The organism is Streptomyces sp. FXJ1.172 (assembly GCF_001636945.3).
Taxonomy (GTDB): Bacteria; Actinomycetota; Actinomycetes; order Streptomycetales; family Streptomycetaceae; genus Streptomyces.
In genome coordinates this window covers 7,772,457-7,793,449 of the sequence record NZ_CP119133.2, presented here as the reverse complement: position 1 = coordinate 7,793,449, position 20,993 = coordinate 7,772,457, and the positions used below count along the sequence as shown (strand labels likewise).

The window sequence follows — 20,993 nt, the reverse complement described above, 5'->3', positions numbered from 1 at the left end:
GAACGACGGTTCGCGGGGCCTGCGCCCGCGCCGCCGCTCACGCCGCGTCGCGCCAGGCGGCGATACCGGTCACCGTGACCGCGACGGTGACCGGCTCCGCGGCACCGTGGGTGGCGAGGTGGGTGACGAGGGCGGCTGTCACCCGGTCGTGGACGTTTCGGGCGATGTCCAGCGCCCGCCGACCCTCCGTCAGGACGCAGCGCACCTCGATGTGCCATCCCGAACCGTCCGGCGCCCGGTCGGCGCGTACGCCGGCCTCGGGCGGCGTGGTGTCCGCCCGGGTGGGCGCGGCGGCTGCCGCGAGGCGCCGGGCGAGGCGGGGTTGCAGGGCGGCCACGCCAGGAACCGCGAGGGCTGCCTCGGCCGCGACGCCGGGGAGCGCGGTGGTGCCGACGGCGGTCATCATGCGCCACCGCCCGTCGGGAGGCGGGGACCGAGGGTCGGTCCCGGTTCCAGTACGTCGGCCACGGTGATGTCGACGGCTGTCACCGTGAGCCCCAGGTCCTGTCCGGCCGAGTGGAGGACCGATCGGCGTACCTGGTGGACCCGGTCGGGCAGCGGGCGGTCGAGGGCGGCGGCCAGGGTCATGGTCACCCGCACGTCGGTGCCGTTGCCCTCGGGTACGAGCCGGCAGGTCGCGGCCCTGGCACCGGGGACCGTGTCCGCGGCCCGCCTCAGCACCTTCGCCGCGGCGCTCTCGGCGATCCGCAGGTCCCGGTCGGGGTCGGCCAGGGGCAGCAGCCGCCCGAACCGGACCTCTGCCCTGACGACGTCCATGACCCGGTCGGCGAGTGCGTGCAGGCCCGGAGGGTCCTCGTCGCGCAGCGCCCGGGCGGCCGCGTTCACCGTGGCCAGTCCCTCGACCGCCTCTCGGCAGTATGGACAGGACACCGGGTGCGGGTCCGCGGCCGGTGGTGCGTCCCGCGCCTGTTCCCAGACCCGGCTGAGCAGGCGGCCGCAGGGCAGTACCTCATCGGCTGCGATCGGGGGCATGTCGGCGGCGGCCGAGCCGTTGCGGGGCCCGTCGGCTCCGGGCGGTTCGGGAGGCCGCGTGTGCGGGTCGTCTAGCGCCATGGGCCCATCGCCTCCTGCAGGGATCGGCGTGCCCTGAACAGTCTGCCGCGTACCGTCTGCTCGTCGGTACGCGTCACGTGCGCTATCTCCTTGTAGGGCAGGCCCTGCACCTCCCTCAGGATCCAGCAGACCCGCTGTCCGGCGTCCAGCTCGGCGAGCGCGCGGAACAGGGCGGCCATGGCCGCGTCCTGCTCGGCGGTCCGGGCGGGCTGGCTCCACGCGTCGCCGGCCGCGGGTTCGGCGACGGTGTCCAGGGGAACGGGCGGCGGCCGGCGGTGGCACATGGTCTGGCAGCGGTTGACGGTGATCCGGTACATCCAGGTGTGGAACTCCGCCCTGTGGCGATATTCCGGCAGGTGGCGCCAGGCGCTGACGAAGGCGTCCTGAACGGCCTCTTCGGCGTCCTGGGGGTTGCCCAGCATGCAACGGGCCAGGGTCAGCAGGGACCGGCTGTGCCGCTGGACGAGGACGGCGAAGGAGTCCTCGTCTCCCTCGGCCGCCCGTACCGCCAGCAGGCGGTCGGGCAGGTCGCACCCCAGTCGTGGGGAAGCAGTGCGTTCGATCATGACGCTCCCACGCAGGCTCGGAACGAGCGTGTACCCCCGATACGAGTTGTGACGCACATCACATGCCAGACGCGTGAGGATTGTGCCGCCCGGTATGTCCAACGTTCGACGGGCACCATTCCGGTGTCCGGCCGACCGATCGAGGCGACCGCCATGACGGACAACATCACCAGCGTCGGCGGGGGCAGCCGGCCGGAAGCGGGCGTGAGCGCGCTCAAGGGCCGCACAGGGGCCGGGGCTCCGGCCGAGACACGGGGCAGGACCACCATCGCGGACGGTGTGGTGGCCAAGATCGCGGGCATGGCCGCCCGCGAGGTACCGGGCATCCACAGCCTGGGCGCCGGCATGGCCCGCGCCTTCGGAGCCATGCGGGAACGCGTCCCCGGCGCAGGCGGAGGCGGAGCGGTCACCCGCGGCGTCAAGGTCGAGGTCGGGGAACGGCAGGCCGCGGTGGACCTGGACGTCGTCGTCGAGTACGGCGTCTCCATCGTCGACGTCGCGGGCGGCGTACGCACCAATGTCATCAGCGCCGTGGAGCGGATGACGGGCCTGGAGGTCGTGGAGGTGAACATCGCCGTCGACGACGTCCACCTGCCCGACGACGAGGAGCAGCAGACCGAACCGGACGAGGGCCGCGTGAGATGACCGCTGCCGGGACCACCGCCGTGTCCTCGGGCCCGAGCGGATGATCACGGCGAGAGGGACGCTCGCGAGACGGGTGAGTGCGAGATGAACACAGCAACGACGGGACTCGCGGCCGGCATGGCCCTCGGCTTCGCCGGCTACTTCGGCGGCTTCTGGGCCTTTCTGCTGGTGCTGGTCCTCGGTGCGGCGGGGCTGATCGTCGGCCTCGTCGTACAGGGCGACCTGGACCTCCGGACACGGAGGCAGCGGTGAAGACCCGGCCCGGTTCCCCCGGCGAGGGGTCGGGCCCGCCGGCACCGGCCGCCGGGCTGCCGCCCCCGGCCGAGCGGGGCGCCACCGTCATCCCGGACAGGGTGGTCGCCCGTATCGCCGCACAGGCCGCGCGCGCGGCGCAGTCGCGGCGCGCCGCCGTACCGCCCGATCGGGGCGGACCTGCGGCACCCCACGCCTCCGCCGCCGTCCGTACCGGATCGGTGCGCCTGCATCTGACCATGGACCTGCCCTACCCCACCGACATCCCCCGTGTCTGCGAGCGGATCCAGCGGGACGTCGCCGAACGGGTCGCCCAGCTGACCGGGCTGCGAGTGGGAGAGGTCCTCCTCACCGTCCGGCGGCTGGTGACCGCCACCGACTCGAGCCGGGGGCGGGTCCGGTGAGCGGCCGGGCGGCCCGGGTCACCGGGCACGCCGTGCAGGAAGGGCGATCGTGATGACATCCGGTCCACGTCCCCCGCGCCGCGGCTCCGCGTCGTCCACGCACCGTGCCGCGGTGCCGCTGACGAGGGAGCCCGATCCTCCCGAACGCGACGTGTCCACCTCGGACCTCACAGCCGGTGAGCGCGCAGGGGGGCACCGAACCCGTCGCAAGTGGTCCGCGCGCCGCATCACGGCGGCGCTGGTCGCCGCGGTGATCCTCGTGGCCGCGGTCGCGACGCTCGTCGACGTCGTCGCCGTACGGGCGGGACGTCCGGCCGCGGCCTGGCGACGGCACCTGGCCGACGAACTGGCCACCCGCCCGGTGGACGACGTGTGGATGCTGACGGGGGCCGCCGTGGCCGCCGCCGTCGGCGTCTGGCTGATCGTCCTGGCCCTCACCCCCGGTCAGCGCCGTTGGCTGCCCCTGCGCTCACCCGCCGGCTGCCCGCGCTTGCGGGCCTTCCTGGACCGCGACGGAGCCGCCGTCCTGCTGCGCGACGCCGCCATGCGGGTCCCCGGAGTCGGCGCGGCGCACGTCCTGGTGGGCCGCCACCGCATCAAAGCCCGCGCGGACGTCCGCTTCCGCGAGCCCCGACAGGTGAAGGACGACCTCACCGCCGTCCTCGACGAGGAGCGCGACCGGCTCGCCCTCGCCCGTCCTCCCCGCATCGCCGTACGGACGCGGCGACGCACCCGCTGACACAAGACCCGCAGCACCGGAGCCCGCCATGACGCCGCGATCCGCTCTCAACCGCACCCTGCTGGCCCTCGCCGGGCTGGTCCTCCTCGGCGGCGGACTGCTCATCCTCTTCGCCGGGCTCGACCTCTACCGGCGGCACGATCTGGCCCCACCCGCCGGCTGGCCCCTGACCACCCCGGCCGACGTCCTGCTCGGCTCATCCGACCGGGCACGCTGGAGCAGCCAGGGCTGGTGGTGGTGGCCCGCGGTCATCGCCGCCCTCGTCCTCACCGCCCTGCTCGCCCTGTGGTGGCTGCTCGCCCAGCTGAGCCGACACCGCCCCGGCTCACTACCCGTCGGCGGCACACCCCCGCAGGAGGGCGTCGAACTGCGCGACCGCGCACTCAGCGAAGCGATCGCGAACGAAGCCGGTGCCCTGCCAGGGGTAGGCCATGCGGCCGTACTCATCACCGGCCGACCGGGCCGCCACCGCACCCGCATCAAGCTCACCCTCACCCCCGAGGGCACGCCCGGCGCCACTCTCGGTGCCCTGTGCGAAGGCCCGATCGGCACCGCGCGTCGGTCCACCGGCCTCATCGACATGCCCGCCGAGGTCCGCCTACAGGTCAGCCGCCACGGACCACACCGCGTGGAGTAAGGAGGAGATCGGCCGTTCCCGCCGACGCCCTTGCGGCCCACCGCGGTTCGCGGGCGCGCCGACACCACTCCCCGAAGGAGAGATCATGATCATCCTGGGCGTCATACTGCTCGTCGTCGGCTTCCTCACCGGCCTGTCCATCCTGTGGACCATCGGGATCATCCTGCTGGTCGTCGGAGCCATCCTGTGGATCCTCGGCGCGATGGGACACGCCGTCGCCGGTCGACGCCACTACTGGTAGTCGGGATCGTTGCCCTGCAGGGCAGTGATCCATGCTGCGGGCAGGCCGGCAGACGGCGCGGACCCCACCCGGACGGCCGCGGCGGCGGACGACGACGGCGGCGGAGAGGTCGATCCGCCTGAGGCCGCCGCCGGTGCCGGTCAGCCGCCGGCCGGACGCGGGGCGCCCGGTGGCCGTTGTGCCGGTCCTCGCCGCACGAGCGCACGGCCGACTCGGCGGGGAGTCGGTGGATCGGCCCCCACGATCAGGGCGGAAGTTCCCCACCGCGTCGGCCGGTGAGTGTCCGTCGGGAGTTCGTATGCACAGCACCTTCGGGAAGATCCGCCAGCACGTCCCTCCGGGCCACGGCGATGACGGGCGGTGAGCGGCAAGGACCCGCCGAAGGCTCCACCCGGTCGGAGCGCTTCGGAGAGGAGTTCCTGGGAGTCCTGCTGGACCAGGGGCACGAGTTGCCGCCGCACCAGCTCGGTCCGCTCGTCGCACGGCAGATCGGCATGCTCGACGGCCGCGAGACCTCGCTCTTCCTGCAGGACTACGGCCAGGTGTGGCTCGTCCCCCTGCCGGGCGACGGGCTGGCGGCCGGGGAACCGCAGCCGATCGACGGCTCCGACGCCGGACGCGCCTTCCGGGAGGCGCGTCCCGTCGAGGTTTCGCAGGCCCGGGGTGTGCGGGTCTACCTTCCCCTGCTGGACGGTGGAGACCAGGTGGGCGTGATGGCCGTCACCCTGGACCACCTCCACGACGACGAGCGACGGCTGCTGCGCAGGCTCGCCTCGCTCGTGGCCGACATGCTGGTGACCAAGCACGGTTACACCGATCTGTTCTTCCGGCTGCGCCGCAGAGAACCGATGAGTGTGGCGGCGGAGATCCAGTGGTCGCTGCTGCCGCCGCTGGCGATGTCCACGCCCCGAGTCGAGCTGGCCGGGATGCTGGAACCCGCCTACGACGTGGCCGGCGACAGCTTCGACTACGCCCTCAACGGCGATGTCCTGCATGTGGCCATGGTCGACGCGATGGGCCACGGACTGGATGCCGCCACGATGGCCACGGTGGTCATCGGAGCCTACCGGCATGCCCGGCGCATCAGCGTCGGCCTGTCGGAGATCTATACGTTCATGGACCGGGCCGTCGCCGAGCAGTTCGGCCCCGACCACTTCGTGACCGCTCAGATGATGCGGCTCAACACGGCCACGGGCAGGCTTCAGTGGGTCAACGCCGGACATCCCGCTCCTGTGCTGATCCGTGGACACCGTGTCGTACGACGGCTGGAGGGCCCGACGACGCTGCCCGTCGGCTTCGGCGGTCACGAGCCCCGGATCAGTGAAGTGGCTCTCACCCCCGGCGACCGGATCCTCTGCTTCACCGACGGACTGATAGAGGAGCGCGATGTCGGCGGTGAGGAATTCGGTGAGGAGCAGCTCATCGGGTGGGTGAACCGCCTCGAGCCCGCGGCGCAGCAGATCCGGACGGTGGCGCGCTCCCTCTCCCACACGCTGCAACGGGCACGGGGCGGGATCACGACGGACGATGCGACGCTCCTGCTGATCGAATGGCGCGGGAGCGCCACCGACGACCTCGCCCTCCCGGAGTGAGCCGGCCTCCCACCCCCGGGGAAAGGCCGACAGCACGCAGCCTTTCCCCACCGCCGATCTCTCACACTCCTGCTGCCGCGGTGGGCACGTGACGGGTGACCGGTCCGTCAGGAGTGCGTGAGGCGGGGTGGGGGGCGTCGTGTCCGCCTTCGGAGTCCCAGACCGCCTCCCGGAGCGAGTCCGAGTCGGCCGCTGCCTCTGCCGCGGCCCGGAAACGTTCGGCCTCACGGATCAGGCCGCTCGGCGGGAGGCTCCGTGACGGGTCGGTGGCCGTGGCCATGAGCCGGGCCGCGGTTGCCGGCCCTGTCTCCGGTGGGATCACCAGCAGGCTCCAGCAGCCGAACGTATAGGACAGCAGCAACAGCTTGTGCGGGTCCTGCCCGGCGTTGGACCAGCCGACGCGCACCATGTGGCCGTGCGCGGGCACTTCTCCCGGGATGACTGGCCAGAACGTGCGGCTCACCGCTATCCGGGTAATCCGCCCCCACAGCGGGTCGAGACATTCGACGAGCGCCGGGAGCTGCTCCGTCAGGTTGCGCGAACGGGGCCACCAGGCACCGTCGATCAGGGCCGGAGGGGCACCGGCCGGCGCCAGCGTGAGTCGGAGCGGTGACGAAGAAGGGGCCCGGTCTCCGACTGCGGGTGTGAACGGAATGGTCGCGGTCATGGCGCGGACCCAACCCCGGGCCGGTCACGGCCGGCCCGGTTGTCATGAATCGCCGAGAACGACCCGGCGTGGAAGCCGGTGCACGAGATGCTCTCGGTAATCACCAGAATACTCCTCGCGGACGCCCGACGGACCGAGACGGAGCGGCGGGCTCAACGAACGCGTCCCACGTAACACAGCCGAGGAGTGCTGGGCCGGGGCACCCGAGCCATCGTGCCCGAGACCGGTCCGGTTACGACTCCCTGGGGCCTGCAGCGAGACTCCCGCAGGTATCGACAGCCGCTTCGCCGAATGCGGAGACGTCTCCACAACCGCCCCGGCGTGTGCGGAGTACCGTGGACAGCACCGAGGGCATTTCGCACACCGGCTTCCACGCCGGGTCGTTCTCGGCGAGAGACGAAACCCGGGGCGCCGCCAAGGCGGCCCGGAGACGGGTCCGCATCATGTCGGCGACCTTGCACCAACTCCTGCCACACCACGAGCCCGTCGCAGCCCCGGCCGCGCGTCTCGCGCTGAAGACCGACGGCCCGTCGCGCGGCCTCCTGGACGGTGCCTGGTGGCCCCGCTCCCGGGACCTGCTGAGCGAGCTGCCCGCACTGACCGATGTGCTGGACCCTCTGTGGGGCCGCATCACCCGCATCGCCGTCAACCCGAAGTACTGGCCGGTCATCCCGCACGAGATCCCCGTGGGCGGTCATGTCGTCAAGGTCGGATGGTTCACCCCGGAGATCGACCCGCACAAGCTGCTGCTGCTCTCCTACGGCACCGGCCGCTGGGACCTGCTGGTCATCCCGCCCGAGACCGAGACGGAGTCGGCGGCCCGCCTGATGGCGGCCGCGTCCGACTACGACGGCCCACCGCTGACCGCAAGCGCTCTCATCGCCGCGGACGAGACCCGGCACGCCGTCTCCGCCGCCGACCGGCCACTCGAACCGGACGAGGCAGGGAAGCACGAGGAGGACGGCCCCGCCTCAGCGGCCGTTCCGGCACGGACGGATCGCGCCAGTCGCCTGGTCATCGGCATGTGAGACGGCCGCCACGACCGGTGCCTTCACGGGTTTCGGACCTGCCTCACGAGCCGGCGCAGGCACATGCAGGGGTCTCGACCGGCGAGTCTCCGCCCCACGTGGTCCTCGTTCGAGGAGCAGTACATGCAAGCCCTGATCGTTCTCATCGTCGTGATCGGCCTTCTGGCCGTCCTGGCCCTCGCCCTGTCCGTGAAGGTCGTCAAGCAGTACGAGAAGGGAGTGCTGTTCCGCTTCGGCCGACTCGTCGGAACACGCTCCCCGGGGCTGCGGTTCATCATCCCGTTCGTCGACGCCCTGCACCGGGTGTCGCTGCGGGTCGTCACCATGCCGATCCAGTCCCAGGGCATCATCACCAGGGACAACGTGAGCGTGGACGTGTCGGCGGTCGCCTACTTCCGGGTCGTCGACGCCGTGAAGTCGGTCGTCGCCGTGGAGAACGTCAACGCGGCGATCAACCAGATCGCCCAGACCACCCTGCGGAAGGTCGTCGGCCGGCACACGCTCGACGAGACGCTGTCGGAGACGGACCGTATCAACCTGGACATCCGCCAGATCCTCGACGTCACCACCGTCGACTGGGGTGTGCAGGTCACGCTGGTCGAGCTCAAGGACATCCAGCTGCCCGACACCATGAAGCGCGCCATGGCCCGCCAGGCCGAGGCCGAGCGGGAGAAGCGAGCGAAGATCATCAACGCGGAGGGCGAGTCCCTGGCCGCAGCCGCGCTCGGCGACGCCTCGGACACCATGATGGCCCACCCTCTGGCGCTTCAACTGCGCAATCTCCAGAGCCTGGTGGAGATCGGTGTCGACCAGAACACCACCGTCGTCTTCCCGGCTCCCCTCATGAGCACGATCGGCGAGCTCGGCTCCTTCCTCGCCCGGGAAACCGCTGCCGCCGCACCCGCCGCGGCAGCGCCACCGGCCGGCACCGGCCGCACCGACAAGTCCCTCAGCCCGGCAGACAGCGCGCCCGGCACCGCGGCGTGAAGCGGACTACGGCCCGAGCGATCCGTGACACCAGGGAGGATTCGTGACCGTCGCCTGTCGCGCGCGTCCTCCGGGCACCGGCTGATGATGGGGGTACGGCCGAACACGCGGAGCTGATCATGACGGGTTGGCGGGTCAGGGACTACACCCAGGACGATCTCGAAGCGGTGATCCGTGTCGACATGCAGAGCGGCACGACCGAGGAGCCGCCGCTCTTCCCGCTCTCGGACGCCGTGACGGCCCTCCAGACCCGCCACCCGGCCGTGGTGGCCACGGCCGACGACGTGCTGATCGGCGCCGCGGTGAGCAGGGTGGAGGGCGAACGGGCATGGATCCTGCGCATCTGCATGGCGCCCGGCTGGCGGCAGCGCGGGCTGGGGAGTGCCCTGATCACCGCCCTTGAGCAACGGCTCTTCGCCGCCGGCGTCCGCGCGGTGCACGCCGCCCTGCCCGAAGGCGAGACCGGTGCCACCGCCCTGCGCAACTGCGACTTCGGCGCCCGCCCCGGGCTGGTCTTCTTCGAGAAACGCGGACCGGTGACCCCGCAGTCGGCCGGCACGCTGTCCTCGCTCGGAGCGGAGCTGCCGCCAGGGGGGCTCTGGCAGAAGGTCGCGGGCATGCAACGGGAGAAGCAGCTCATCGAGCGGCGCCTGGTCCTGCCGCTGGCCCATCCCGAACTGGCCGCCCAGCACGGAGTGGAACTGCCACGGGCGGTGATGCTGTTCGGCCCGCCCGGGACCGGCAAGAGCACGTTCGCGCACGCGATCGCCAGCCGCCTGGGATGGCCCTTCCTCGAACTGTTCCCCGCCCGTCTGGCCGCCGAGTACGGCCTGGCGACCGGGCTGAACCGGCGCTTCGACGAGATCGCCCGGCTCGACCACGTCCTCGTCTTCATCGACGAGGTCGAGGAGGTCGCCGGCGAACGCGGCGGCGCGGACGCGACCGCTGTCGGCGTCGTCAACGAACTGCTCAAGGCGATCGTCCGGTTCCGAAGCCAGGACGGACGGCTGCTCGTCTGCGCCACGAACAACGTGACCACGCTCGACTCCGCGTTCCTGCGGCACGGCCGCTTCGACTACGTGCTGCCGATCGGCCCTCCCGACCACACCGCCAGGACCGCGCTGTGGGAGAGCTACCTTGCCCGAGCGGGCGCACGGGCCGACAGCGCGGTACTCGCGTCCGCCAGCGAGGGGTTCACCCCCGCCGACATCGCCCACGCGGCGCGCACCGTCTCCCAGGCCCAGTTCGAGCGCACCTTCGACACCGGAACCCGGACCACCCCCACCACCGACGACTACCTGGACACGATCCGCGACACCAAGCCCACGGTCAGCGCCGCCATGGCCCAGGACTTCGCCCAGCAAACGGAAAAGTACGCCCGCATCTAGCGTCCAGGCCGATAGGGGAGTCGATCTGCGACGGACGTGTCAGGCCGGCGCAGGAGGCATGCCGCCGCCCGTATCAATGAGGATCTGCCTGGCCTCGGTGACGTTGTCGGCCCGTACGGCCCTGGCCATCGCGGCGCGTGCCGCGTCGGGCGACGTGTCCGGAGGGACCAGCAACAGAGAGAAAAGGTCCCCTTCGCCTCGGGTGATGAGGACGGTGTCGTCACCGACCGGGAAGGAGTCGATGTGCACGACCCGGTCGTCGACCATCACCCGGGTCGGCAGTTCGTCCCAGGCGCTGCCGTCCAGACCGACCCGGGTGACAGGCCCGAGATGCTCGGTCAACGCGGAGATCAGCGAGGGCAGCTCCGCACCGATGTCCCGGGACCGCGGCCACCAGGCACCGTCCAGGATTCCCTCGCGTGCGTGTGTGGTCTCCAGCCGCAGCAGGGCCGTCCCGGGGTGCACCGACCGGTGGACGGCGTCCGGCAGGAGCCTGGGGAGGTCGGGGGTGTCTGAGTCAGCCATGGTGTCCGCCCGTCCGCAGAGAGCAGTGCCATCGCAGAGCATGCGACCGCGATACGGCCCTGCTACCTCACGGTACTCCGCACGACGCTCGCGCGAGCGCTTCGCCGCAGGGCGCGGTTACGGAAACAAGCAACGGCTCCGGCGTATACCCGCCGGAGCCGCCCTTCCAGGTCATTGCACGTGAGCGTGTGCCGACCCGCTTTCCACGTTACGCCAAAGGGATTGATCCGACATGAACAATCCTTGCGGAAGTTCACTTCGGTCCGAGAAACCGACGCGGCTGCTCAGCCACGCCCTTCTTCTTCTGTCTCCATCTGCCGGATCCCCTGATGCGTCAGCGTGATCATCGCGGGCGTGTTGCCCCTCTCCCAGTCCACGACGACCCAGCCTTCACCTGCCAGGTACATACAGGCAGCGGCCATGTCCTGCTCAGGGATACCCAGGTCGGTGCGGAGCTTCGCCCCATCGACGCCCAGGAGGCGATTGCCCTCGGCGGCTTGGTACAGAGCCTGCATGATCCTCTCGCGGTACGTCTTCCGGTCTCGCAATATCGCCATGACGCGCCTTCCTCTACTGCCCACGGTCGGGCCGAAGTCGATGTCATCCGCGGTCGCCGTCGCGGTGGGGCGCGTCGGAACGGTCGCGTCCACCGCCGACCGACGGTGCCTCCGGGGCCGACGCCCGATCCCCGGCAGAACATCGCTGTAGTGGAAGGCAGCGATCCGTTCGGCGTGCTGGCCGTTGAGCCGGTGGATCAGAGCGACCCCGACGGCGATCAGAAGGAGCAGCGCGGCCGCGGCGATGACCGTCATGGTTCTCTCACCTCCGTCGAACGGCGGGCGAAGGGCCTGCCGATCCGATATGCCGGGGCAGGCACGACGGCCCGACCGGCTCCGCCGTCGGTCTCCCACGCTTTTTCCCTGATCCGGGCGTCGATCCTGTCTGCTGCTTCCTCCAGTGCCGGGGCCTCGATGGCGTCGCCCGCCATGAGCTGCGCGGCTGCCTCCGCACCGGTTTCCGGCGGAATCACCAGGACGTCCCGGCGGCCATTGGCGGAGAAGAAGGTCAGTCTGTGCGGATCCTGCTCCTCGGTGGACCAGCCCACGTGCACCGTACCCCCGGCGATGGACACCCGACACGGGATGACGGGCCAGTGGGCCGGGTTCACCGCGATACCCGTGATGCGACCCCAGAGATCGCCCAGGGCGGCTGTCAAGGGTGGCAGCTCACGGGTCAGGGCACGGGAGCGAGGCCACCACGTGCCGTCCAGCCCGCCCGGCGCGGGTGTCAGGGACAGGCGAGCCGGCAGCGACGGCGCGCGCTTGCCCCATGTCGTACGGTCGATGGTCACGGACATGGTGCGAACCTGCCCCCGGGCTCGTGAGCGGCCCGGCGTTGTCGATCACCGGAAACGGCACCCGCAGCGGAGCCGGTACGCGAAGAACTCCCGGTGCTTTCACACTACTCCGCTCACCGGCCCGAGAAGCCGGGGGTGACCAGGTATTTCCTGCCTTCGGCCTGGTCACCCGCGCCCGGCACTGGGCCGGTCAGAGCCAGTCCTTGCGCTTGAACGTCAGATACAGCACTGCGGACAGGACCACGATGACGGCTGCCGATGTGATGAATCCGGACTGCCGGCCGAAACCGGGGTAGGGAAGATTCTGGCCGTAATAGCCGGTGATCGCGGTGGGTACGGCGATGATCGCGGCCCAGCTCGTCACCTTCTTCATGATCAGGTTCATGCTGTTGGCCTGGACCGAGAGGTTCGTCTCCATGACCGAGGCCACCAGGTCCCGCAGCGATTCCGTCCACTCGGTGGCACGCAGCACGTGGTCGTAGACGTCCTGGTAGTACGGGGCGAGAGGGTCGTTGATCAGGTGCAGGCCGGGGCGCATGAGGGTGTTGACCACCTCACGCATCGGGAGCACGACGCGGCGCAGCTGGACGAGCGACTTACGCAGTGCGAAAACGCGGCGCTGCACGGCTTCGATCTCACGGCGCCCGGCCGCGAAGAGCAGACCCTCCAGGTCCTCGATGCTGTCGTCCAACTGCTGGACCGCGGCGAAGTGTCCGTCCACGAGATGGTCGAGCAGACCGTGCAGCAGGAATCCGACGCCATGGCCGGCCAGGTCCGGGCTCTCGTCCCAGCGGGCGACGACGTCCTCGATGTCGAGGCCGTCGTCCTTGCGGACTGTGATCATGGCCTGGCTGGTGAGGAATACGGCGATCTCGCTGTACGTCAGTTGCGCACCGTCCGGGCTGACGGTCACGGCGTAGGCGCTGAGGAACTCGTGGGTGCGATAGCGGTCGAGTTTCGGCCGCTGTCCATGGTGAGCGGCATCCTCCAGAGCCAGTTCGTGGATGCCGAACTCCTGACCGAGCATGGTGAGTTCAGCGGCTCCGGGCCGGTGCAGGTCCAGCCACAGGACCGACGCCGGATCAGCGAGATGCGCAGGGACGTCACTGACGGGAAAGTCCTCCAGGACCAGAGTGCCGTCGTGATACAGCCGGGTACGCGTCACCATGGCCCGAGGCTAGTATCTTACACCCCTGTCATGCCGCTTCGCCCCGATTTCAGCGCGGCAGGTTCATCGACAGCAGCCACCCTCTGTGGGGGCCTTACGTCAAAGCCCGCGACACCCGGAGCTCCGACCGACGAGCATCGGGTGCCGGTCCGAGGGCAGGGATGTGGGTACCCGGCTGCCGCATCGCATCCGGCGTACACCGCACGACCGGATGCGGCCCGTCAGCCGGGAAGGACACTCCGAGACCATGACCACGCATACCCCGCGCCGTCGCCCGCCTCCCCCCGCAGGTGGCAGTGATTTCGCCCGCCTGTCGAAGAAGATCGCCGAGGCCGGCCTGATGAACCGGCGCCCCGGCTACTACACCGTCCGGTCCATCGTCGTGGCCGTCGCCTACGCCGGGGGCTGGAGCGCGTTCGTCCTCATCGGCGCCGGGTGGTGGACCCTGGCGCTCGCCGCGTTCCTCGCCGTGATGTTCGGGCAGGTGGCTCTGCTCGCCCACGACGTCGCGCACCGCCAGGTCTTCCGCCGGCGCCGGCCCAGCGAGACGGCCGGCCGCATCGCCGGGGCCGCGATCGGGATGGGCTACGGATGGTGGCAGGACAAACACACCCGCCACCACGCCAACCCCAACCACGAGGACCTCGACCCCGACATCGCCCCGGACCTGCTGGTGTGGTCCCAGGACCAGGCCCGCGCCGCGACCGGACTGCCGAGGATCATCGGCCGTCGGCAGGCATTCCTCTTCTTTCCCCTGCTCCTGCTCGAAGGGGTCAACCTTCATGTCTCCAGCGCGCGCGCACTGGGCAACCGCACCCTGAAGAACCGCGCCCTGGACGGCACGCTGCTCTACGGGCACACCGCCGCCTACCTGACCGCACTGTTCCTCGTCCTCCCACCCGGCATGGCGATCGCGTTCCTGGCCGTCAACCAGGGCCTGTTCGGCCTCTACCTCGGCTGCCTCTTCGCCCCCAACCACAAGGGCATGCCGACCCTGACCGGCAACGACCGCCCCGACTTCCTGCGCCGGCAGGTCCTCACCGCACGCAACGTACGCGGCAGCTGGCTCACCGACCTCGCCCTGGGCGGCCTGAACCACCAGATCGAACACCACCTGTTCCCCAGCATGCCCAGCCCCCACTTGCGCAGGGCCCGGCCCATCGTCCGCCACTACTGCCAGGACTTGGGAGTCGACTATCTGGAAACCGGACTGATCGCCTCCTACCGGCAAGCACTCGCCAGTCTCCACCGAGCAGGAGCGCCACTGCGGCGAGCCCGTATCAGCAGCGCCCGAGCATGACGCACCGGCGCCGACGGTAGATGATCTCGCCGCCCTGTCTGAACCAGGAGGCAATCCCGTCGAACCGCTTGCATGAGTCGGCAGCTGTAACGCATCCAGATGCCCTTGCCGTACTCCAGCGCCTTTTCCCGGTGCCCGGCTGAAGTGATCCGGTGAGACCCAGCGGCTGGAACAGCCCCGTCGGCTTCCCGGCGCGGCTGCGTCGTCTTACGGCTCCCCTCCCAGATGGGCGCAATCGCAAATCCAGCGTCCCGCGAGCATCGCAGGAGCGCGCACTGTGTGCGGAGCCGAACGCGGTCATGCGCGCAAGCAGAGTCGAGATCACGGCGAAGCCCCGCCGGAGCGCTCCGGCGGGGCTTCGTCTCATGGCTCCGAGCAGAAGCCCCGTCGGGGGATGGTTCCCGGAAGGGCTTCACTGCTTCGCCCTCTCTCACATCGCTGTCACGAACTGAGCGGACACCCGCGAACCATAGGGACCTGACCTGCAATTTTGTGCGCGCCCCGGAGCGGCTGGACACCCATGGACGATCGTTACGACCTGTGCCATGTGGTCCCGCGGCCCACTCGCCAGCACCACGTACCACTCATCAAGATCCGGACCAGGTGCGGACCGAATCAGCCTGGCACTCGACGTTTCCACTCTTTGTCGCAGGTCAGGAGCGAGGTCAGGCATGTACCACCAGCAGACCAAGAACCTCCTCGTCTCGTACTCGCCGAAGAAGCTCGGCTTCTTCTAGAAGAATCTAGAAGACTCGGCTTCCAGAAGATTCGGCTTCTTCTGGCGGGCGGGACACGGCCAGGCGTCGGGCGTCATCGGCTCGGCGCCGGCGCTGGCGCGTGGCCGGGCATCACTTCACGCACTCATGCGCCTACTCTGAGGATCCATGAGGACCGGCTCGGAACACCGCGACCGCCGCTTCGTGCTGCGCACGGCAGCGGCGGTCGCCGTGCTTCTGGTCGCCCTGCTTCATCTCCTGGCCTGTGCGCACGGCCCCGCATCGCCCGACGCGGCCGACTCGCGCCTGGTCTCCGGTCCCGTCGTCGCAGCGGATGCGCACGCCTTCGCAGCGGATGCGCACGGGGACTCCGGGCAAGGGCCGAAGGAGCACTGCTGTCATGCGGACGAGCCGTCGGTCCAGGCACGGCGTGGCACCGGTCCGGCCAAGCAGCCGGGGCCAGGATCAGGGCCGGTGCACGAGGCCGTGCCCGTCCGCGGGGTCCTGGCGCCTTCCGGATCCGTGGTCCGGCCGGACCGGCCGCCCGGCAATCGGGCCCATGACTCGTCGGCCGGACGTTCCCTGGCCCGCCTGGGTGTGTGGCGGACCTGATCGGTCATCGGCCGCGCCCCTCCCTCTCGTACTCGTCCCGGGGCGCGGCGGCAGCTGACCCAATCCCTCTCATCTCACGGCAGGCAGCCGTCCGCTGCCCGGCCGCAGGAGAAGCACGCCATGCACCACCCCGCACACACGCACATCCCTGTACTGCCTCGCGGCCGTGCCCGGCAGCCGATGCGCACACCGGCCGGACTGGTCGGAGACACTCCCGTCCTGTGGATCGCGGAGCCCTTCACCGCCGCCGGGCGCGGCTTCTGGGCCAAGCTCGAAGGGCTCAACCCCGGCGGTCTGAAGGACCGCGCCGCCCTGCACATGGTGCACGCGGCCCGATCGCGCGGGCAGTTGCGTCCCGGCGCCCGGATCGTGGAGTCCAGCTCGGGGACGCTCGGCCTGGGCCTCGCGCTGGCCGGCTCCGCGTTCGGCCATCCGGTCACCGTCGTCACCGATCCCGGTATGGAACCGCTGATGAGCGGCCTGCTCACGGCGTACGGAGCCGAGATCGAGGTCGTCACCGAGCCGCACCCGGTCGGCGGCTGGCAGCAGGCGCGCCTGAGCCGCGTCGAGGACGTCCTGGCCGCGGATCCGGGCGCCTGGCACCCGAACCAGTACGACAACCCGGACAACGTCGCCGCGTACGCCCCGCTCGCCCGTGAACTGGCCGTCCAGCTCGACCGTGTCGACACGCTCGTCGTCTCCGTCGGCACCGGCGGCCACTCCGCGGGCACCGCCTCCGTCCTGCGCCGGCTCTTCCCCGGCCTGCGACTGGTCGGAGTCGACTCGACCGGCTCGACGATCTTCGGCCAACCCGCCGCGCCCCGGCTGATGCGCGGCCTGGGCAGCAGCGTCCACCCCCGCAATGTCGCCCACCACCTCTTCGACGAGGTGCACTGGGTCGCCGCCCGGGATGCGGTCTGGGCCGCCCGGCGCCTGGCCCGGGACCACTACGCGACCGGCGGCTGGAGCGTCGGGGCCGTCGCCCTCGTGGCACGCTGGCTCGCCCGTACCCTGCCGGCCGCCGACCGCATCGTCGCCGTCTTCCCGGACGGGCCGCAGCGGTACGTCGGCACGGTCTACGACGACACGTACTGCCGGGACCACGGCCTGCTGGACCACACGCCCGCCGACGATCCCGACGAGATCGGCCACCCCGGCGAGCGGACCGTCACCCGCTGGACCCGCTGCGCCCACCTCGGCGCCCCACTCGCCCAGGACGCGACGGCGCAGACGAACGGGGTGGTCCGATGAGGCGTCTGGGGCAGCAGACCCGTTCGTTCCCGGCTCCGGCACGGCTGTTGATGGCCAATCAGTTCGCCATCAACCTCGCCTTCTACATGCTCATGCCCTACCTCGCCGCCCACCTCTCCCACGGACTCGGTCTCGCGGCCTGGGCCGTGGGGCTCGTGCTCGGTGTGCGGAACTTCTGCCAGCAGGGGATGTTCCTCATCGGCGGCACCCTCGCCGACCGCTTCGGCTACAAGGCGCCGATCATCGCGGGCTGCCTGCTGCGCACGCTCGGCTTCGGCCTGCTGGGCTGGGTCGACGATCTGCCCGCCCTGATCGCCGCATCGGCCGCGACCGGTTTCGCGGGAGCCCTGTTCAACCCCGCCGTCCGCGCCTACCTGGCGGCCGAGGCCGGTGAGCGTCGCGTAGACGCGTTCGCCGTCTTCAACGTCTACTACCAGGCGGGCATGCTGCTCGGCCCCCTCGTCGGTCTCGCCCTGCTGGCGGCCGACTTCCGCCTGGTGTGCACGACCGCCGCGGCCGTCTTCGCCGGGCTCACCCTGCTCCAGTGGCGAGCCCTGCCCGCACGCGACGGCCAGTCGGCCGGCCCCGGGAAAGCGGGCATGGCCGCGCAGTGGCGCACCGTGGTCGCGAACCGGCCCTTCCTGCTGTTCGCCACGGCGATGACCGGCTCCTACGTGCTGACCTTCCAGGTCTACCTGGCCCTGCCGCTCGCCGCCGCCGACGCCCTCGGATCCGGCGCTACGACGGTCACCAGCGGCCTGTTCGTGGTCTCTGCCGGCGTGGCCGTGGCCGGGCAGCTGCGTCTGACGGGCTGGGCGAAGGCGCGGTGGCGACCCGAACAGGCACTGGTGCGGGGCCTGCTCGCGATGGGGCTGGCGTTCCTGCCGCTCACGCTCGCCCCGCGCACCGTGTCCGCCGCCGTGCTCGGCTCACTGGGGACGGCGGTGGTGCTCCTCGCCGCAGGCGCGGCGGTGGTCTACCCGTTCGAGATGGAGACCGTGGTCGCGTTGTCCGGGGAGCGCCTCGTCGCCACGCACTACGGCCTCTACAACACCGTCTCCGGCCTGGGGATCACCCTCGGCAACCTGGTCGTCGGCGCACTGTGGGACTTCGCGCTGCGGCACGGTGCCCTGTGGCTGACCTGGACGGCCCTGACGGCGACGGGACTGGGATGCGCCGCCGCGGTGGCCGCTCTGGCGCAGAGCGGCCGGCTGACGGTACGGCGGCCCGAGCCGGTCGTGACCTAGATGCGGGCGCCGTCCCTGCCGACGCCGTGCGCCCAGGCAGGTGCCCCGCGCAGGGAAGAGGCATGCCTGTCGAGGGGAAGCGGCGGCTCCATTAAGGTGGTCCCGTGCTTGCCCCTCAGCCCGCTCCCCGCGCAGCCGGTGCCCGCCGGCGGGTGGTGCGTCCCACCGTGCTGGTCGCGGTGCTGCTCGGGCTGTTCCTCATGCACGGCGGTCCGGCCTCGGCCGACGGCGGCTGCCACGGGGCCATGCCGGACACGGCCGTCATGCCGTCAGCACCTGCCGTGACGGCCGAGACGGCGAACACTGCGGACACGGCAGGCACGGCAGGCACGGACGCAGGCAACGCCGGCATGGGATCGGCACCGGCCCGCACGACCACGCGCGCGGCTGCCCTGCCGACGTCGCCGGTCCGAATGGCCGCGACCTCGGCCATGGCTCCCGGGAAGGCGGCTACGGCCGTAGCCTCGAGGGCCGCGCATCCCGCCGTAGCCCCGAGGGCGGCGGCTGCGACCGGTGCTCCCCGCGCGGCGGCCGGCCGGGCCGCCACACGTTCGGCCGAGGCGATGCGGGGGGCGTTGTGTCTGGCCACGACGCCCCGTTCCGGCATCCCGCTGCCGCCGCTGACCGCGGTCGCCTGCGTGCTCCCGGCCGCCGTCCTGCTGCCGTCGGTCCCGCGGTCGTACGGCGAGGCCCGCCGCCGGGGTCCACCGGCGGGCGGGCGCGATCTTCTTCTCCAGGTGTGCGTGACACGGACGTGACGTGTCCCCCCGGGCCGCGGCGCCGTGCCGCGGTCCGGCCGGGACCCACGTTCACCGCGCCATGTCATGGCGCCCCACCTGGAAAGACACGCACATGTCCAAGGCTCTTCGGACGACTCGTCACGCCCTCGCGGCGGCCGCCGTCACCACGGCGCTCGCCCTCACCCTGACCGCCTGCGGCTCCGGCTCCGGCTCCGGCTCCCACCACAGCTCCACCCCCAGTTCCGGCATGGACCACGGCGGCACGCCGTCCTCCTCGGCGTCGACCAGCGACATGTCAGACATGCCCGGTATGGGTACCGCCGTCACCGGCAACGGCCTCGCCGAGGCGAAGGACGGCTATCGGATGACCTCCGCCACCACCGCCCTCGCCGCCGGCAAGGCGAGCGGATACCGCTTCGCCATCACCGGGCCGGACGGCAAGCCGGTCACCGGCTTCGCCGTCGACCAGACCCGGCGGATGCACTTCTACGCCATCCGCTCCGACCTCACCGGATTCCAGCACGTGCACCCGGCCATGGCCGAGGACGGCACCTGGACGGCACCGCTGGCAGGGCTGCAGCCGGGCGCCTGGCGGCTGTATGCCTCCTTCAGCCCGGACGGCGGCCCGGGCAGGGGCAAGGACTTCGTCCTCAGCCGTACCGTGAAGGTGCCCGGCATGGCGATGAGCACGCCCTTGGCCAAGGCCTCCGGCACCACCACCATCGACGGCTACACGATCACGGTCAAGGGCGAGCCGATGGCCGGCATGGCCCACCAGCTCACCGCCACCGTCACCAAGGGCGGCAAGCCGGTCACCGACCTCCAGCCCTACCTGGACACCTACGCCCACCTGACCGCCTTCCACCAGGGCGACCTGGCCTTCGCCCACCTGCATCCGGAGACCAAGGTCGACGGCGACCACGGCGGACCGGCGCTGACGTTCCACGCCGAGTTCGCCCGGTCGGGGAACTGGCGGCTGTTCCTGCAGTTCCAGACCGCCGGCCGGCTTCACACGGCCGCGCTCACCCTGCACGTCGGCTGATTGCTCACGCGCGTCACCGGCATCCACCCGGCCCTGCGTTCGGAACGGGCCTCTGAATACCGCGCGGCCAGGAAGCAGGGCGGATTCGCGCCGGGCGGGTGATGCTGGTGAGCGAGCAGCTCCGCGAAGAGGTCAGGAGGCGCACCCCGGTGATCGCCGTCGACCCGTTGAACAGCGCCTCGGTGCTGGCCGCCTTCGGTGCGATCGGCGTCCTGGTGGTGATCTTCGCGGAGTCCGGCCTGCTCGTGGTGGGCTTCGTCCTGCCCGGTGACACGCTGTTGTTCCCGGCCGGTGTGCTGTGTGCCGGCACAGCACACCAGCCGCCCCGGCTGGCCCTGTGGCAGGTGCTGGTGTGCGCGGCCGTCGGGGCGGTGGCCGGGGGACAGGCCGGGTACCTGATCGGGCGGCACGGCGGACGGGCGCTGCTGGCGCACACCTCCAGCCGGCGGGTGGAGGCGGCGGCAGCGCGGGCCGAGGAGCTGCTGGCACGTTATGGCTACGGCAAGGCACTGGTGATCGGGCGGTTCGTGCCGCTGGTGCGGACGGTCCTGCACCCCGTGGCCGGGGTGCTCGGAGTGCCCGTACGCACGTTCACGCTGTGGCAGACCGTGGGTGCGGTGCTGTGGTCGCAGACACTCGTCCTCGCCGGCTACAGCCTCGGGACGTCCGTCCCGCACATCGACGACTATCTGCTGCCACTGGTCGGCGTGGTCGTCGTGGTGTCGGTACTGCCGTTGCTGATCGAGGCGTGGCGGGCGAGGCGGGAGCGGTAGCGCTCCACCGGGAGGCCGAGCCGTGTCGGATTCCGGCTGCGG

The 20,993-nt window shown here is 71.2% G+C and carries 25 protein-coding genes; 17 read left to right on the top strand and 8 right to left on the bottom strand.

Going from position 1 to position 20,993, the window contains the following annotated elements:
- Positions 1–37: 37 nt before the first annotated feature.
- The 3 genes from A6P39_RS35180 to A6P39_RS35170 are packed head-to-tail and all read right to left on the bottom strand — an operon-like array spanning position 38 to position 1,640.
- The gene (locus A6P39_RS35180) at positions 38–406 is read right to left on the bottom strand and encodes a hypothetical protein (protein ID WP_037629154.1); all 369 of its coding nucleotides are present in this window, start codon (positions 404–406) and stop codon (positions 38–40) included.
- Positions 403–1,074, bottom strand: a complete 672-nt coding sequence (locus A6P39_RS35175; RefSeq protein ID WP_079133653.1) for a hypothetical protein — start codon at positions 1,072–1,074, stop codon at positions 403–405. Before A6P39_RS35175 ends, A6P39_RS35180 begins: the two co-directional genes overlap by 4 nt.
- Positions 1,065–1,640 (bottom strand): RNA polymerase sigma factor, encoded by a 576-nt coding sequence (locus tag A6P39_RS35170; RefSeq protein ID WP_199840934.1) that lies wholly within the window; start codon positions 1,638–1,640, stop codon positions 1,065–1,067. The genes A6P39_RS35175 and A6P39_RS35170 overlap by 10 nt, the downstream gene beginning before the upstream one ends.
- A gap of 153 nt (positions 1,641–1,793) precedes the next feature.
- Between A6P39_RS35170 and A6P39_RS35165 the strand changes: the two genes are divergently transcribed.
- The 7 genes from A6P39_RS35165 to A6P39_RS35135 all read left to right on the top strand — a co-directional run bounded on the left by A6P39_RS35165 (position 1,794) and on the right by A6P39_RS35135 (position 6,150).
- Positions 1,794–2,285 (top strand): Asp23/Gls24 family envelope stress response protein, encoded by a 492-nt coding sequence (locus A6P39_RS35165; RefSeq protein ID WP_067052324.1) that lies wholly within the window; start codon positions 1,794–1,796, stop codon positions 2,283–2,285.
- 84 nt (positions 2,286–2,369) lie between these two features.
- A complete protein-coding gene (locus A6P39_RS35160; protein ID WP_030645371.1) occupies positions 2,370–2,537 on the top strand; it encodes a hypothetical protein in 168 nt (55 codons plus the stop codon).
- Complete coding sequence (locus A6P39_RS35155) at positions 2,534–2,941, top strand: Asp23/Gls24 family envelope stress response protein (protein ID WP_067052312.1); 408 nt, start codon at positions 2,534–2,536, stop codon at positions 2,939–2,941. Before A6P39_RS35160 ends, A6P39_RS35155 begins: the two co-directional genes overlap by 4 nt.
- 112 nt (positions 2,942–3,053) lie before the next feature.
- Complete coding sequence (locus A6P39_RS35150) at positions 3,054–3,680, top strand: DUF6286 domain-containing protein (protein WP_234379130.1); 627 nt, start codon at positions 3,054–3,056, stop codon at positions 3,678–3,680.
- Positions 3,681–3,708: 28 nt separating this feature from the next.
- The gene (locus A6P39_RS35145) at positions 3,709–4,317 is read left to right on the top strand and encodes a hypothetical protein (RefSeq protein WP_067052314.1); all 609 of its coding nucleotides are present in this window, start codon (positions 3,709–3,711) and stop codon (positions 4,315–4,317) included.
- An 85-nt stretch (positions 4,318–4,402) separates the two neighbouring features.
- Positions 4,403–4,558, top strand: coding sequence for a DUF6131 family protein (locus A6P39_RS35140; protein WP_099054839.1), 156 nt, complete (start codon positions 4,403–4,405; stop codon positions 4,556–4,558).
- 350 nt (positions 4,559–4,908) lie between these two features.
- Positions 4,909–6,150, top strand: a complete 1,242-nt coding sequence (locus A6P39_RS35135) for a PP2C family protein-serine/threonine phosphatase (protein ID WP_067052316.1) — start codon at positions 4,909–4,911, stop codon at positions 6,148–6,150.
- A gap of 61 nt (positions 6,151–6,211) precedes the next feature.
- Here the strand turns inward: A6P39_RS35135 and A6P39_RS35130 are convergent, their stop codons facing one another.
- Positions 6,212–6,817, bottom strand: a complete 606-nt coding sequence (locus A6P39_RS35130) for a DUF5994 family protein (protein WP_067052318.1) — start codon at positions 6,815–6,817, stop codon at positions 6,212–6,214.
- Between the two features lie 335 nt (positions 6,818–7,152).
- On the opposite strand from A6P39_RS35130, the gene A6P39_RS35125 reads away from it, so the two are divergent.
- The 3 genes from A6P39_RS35125 (at position 7,153) to A6P39_RS35115 (ending at position 10,220) form a co-directional block, all read left to right on the top strand.
- Positions 7,153–7,845 (top strand): DUF5994 family protein, encoded by a 693-nt coding sequence (locus A6P39_RS35125; protein ID WP_275883935.1) that lies wholly within the window; start codon positions 7,153–7,155, stop codon positions 7,843–7,845.
- 123 nt (positions 7,846–7,968) lie between these two features.
- Positions 7,969–8,832: a slipin family protein gene (locus A6P39_RS35120; RefSeq protein WP_067044684.1), complete on the top strand. Its 864-nt coding sequence runs from the start codon at positions 7,969–7,971 to the stop codon at positions 8,830–8,832.
- A gap of 119 nt (positions 8,833–8,951) precedes the next feature.
- A complete protein-coding gene (locus A6P39_RS35115; protein WP_067044688.1) occupies positions 8,952–10,220 on the top strand; it encodes an ATP-binding protein in 1,269 nt (422 codons plus the stop codon).
- A 39-nt stretch (positions 10,221–10,259) separates the two neighbouring features.
- Here the strand turns inward: A6P39_RS35115 and A6P39_RS35110 are convergent, their stop codons facing one another.
- The 4 genes from A6P39_RS35110 to A6P39_RS35095 form a co-directional block, all read right to left on the bottom strand.
- Positions 10,260–10,745 carry a DUF5994 family protein gene (locus A6P39_RS35110; RefSeq protein ID WP_067044690.1) on the bottom strand — a complete coding sequence of 162 codons (486 nt, stop codon included), beginning with the start codon at positions 10,743–10,745 and terminating at the stop codon, positions 10,260–10,262.
- Positions 10,746–11,029: 284 nt separating this feature from the next.
- On the bottom strand, positions 11,030–11,302 hold the full coding sequence (locus A6P39_RS35105) for a hypothetical protein (RefSeq protein WP_055495844.1): 273 nt from the start codon (positions 11,300–11,302) through the stop codon (positions 11,030–11,032).
- A gap of 251 nt (positions 11,303–11,553) precedes the next feature.
- Positions 11,554–12,102, bottom strand: a complete 549-nt coding sequence (locus tag A6P39_RS35100; protein WP_067044694.1) for a DUF5994 family protein — start codon at positions 12,100–12,102, stop codon at positions 11,554–11,556.
- A 190-nt stretch (positions 12,103–12,292) separates the two neighbouring features.
- A complete protein-coding gene (locus A6P39_RS35095) occupies positions 12,293–13,270 on the bottom strand; it encodes a magnesium transporter CorA family protein (protein ID WP_067044697.1) in 978 nt (325 codons plus the stop codon).
- Between the two features lie 247 nt (positions 13,271–13,517).
- Between A6P39_RS35095 and A6P39_RS35090 the strand changes: the two genes are divergently transcribed.
- The 7 genes from A6P39_RS35090 to A6P39_RS35060 all read left to right on the top strand — a co-directional run bounded on the left by A6P39_RS35090 (position 13,518) and on the right by A6P39_RS35060 (position 20,951).
- Positions 13,518–14,570: a fatty acid desaturase family protein gene (locus A6P39_RS35090; RefSeq protein ID WP_067044724.1), complete on the top strand. Its 1,053-nt coding sequence runs from the start codon at positions 13,518–13,520 to the stop codon at positions 14,568–14,570.
- A gap of 884 nt (positions 14,571–15,454) precedes the next feature.
- Entirely contained in the window at positions 15,455–15,898 is a 444-nt protein-coding gene (locus A6P39_RS35085) for a hypothetical protein (protein WP_067044701.1), read from the top strand.
- 120 nt (positions 15,899–16,018) lie between these two features.
- The gene (locus A6P39_RS35080) at positions 16,019–17,149 is read left to right on the top strand and encodes a PLP-dependent cysteine synthase family protein (RefSeq protein WP_067044704.1); all 1,131 of its coding nucleotides are present in this window, start codon (positions 16,019–16,021) and stop codon (positions 17,147–17,149) included.
- Positions 17,146–18,396, top strand: coding sequence for an MFS transporter (locus tag A6P39_RS35075; RefSeq protein ID WP_067044707.1), 1,251 nt, complete (start codon positions 17,146–17,148; stop codon positions 18,394–18,396). The genes A6P39_RS35080 and A6P39_RS35075 overlap by 4 nt, the downstream gene beginning before the upstream one ends.
- A 104-nt stretch (positions 18,397–18,500) precedes the next feature.
- Positions 18,501–19,154: a hypothetical protein gene (locus A6P39_RS35070; protein ID WP_159396009.1), complete on the top strand. Its 654-nt coding sequence runs from the start codon at positions 18,501–18,503 to the stop codon at positions 19,152–19,154.
- 94 nt (positions 19,155–19,248) lie between these two features.
- Complete coding sequence (locus A6P39_RS35065; protein WP_067044712.1) at positions 19,249–20,178, top strand: hypothetical protein; 930 nt, start codon at positions 19,249–19,251, stop codon at positions 20,176–20,178.
- 149 nt (positions 20,179–20,327) lie between these two features.
- Entirely contained in the window at positions 20,328–20,951 is a 624-nt protein-coding gene (locus A6P39_RS35060) for a DedA family protein (protein WP_067044727.1), read from the top strand.
- Positions 20,952–20,993 lie beyond the last annotated feature (42 nt).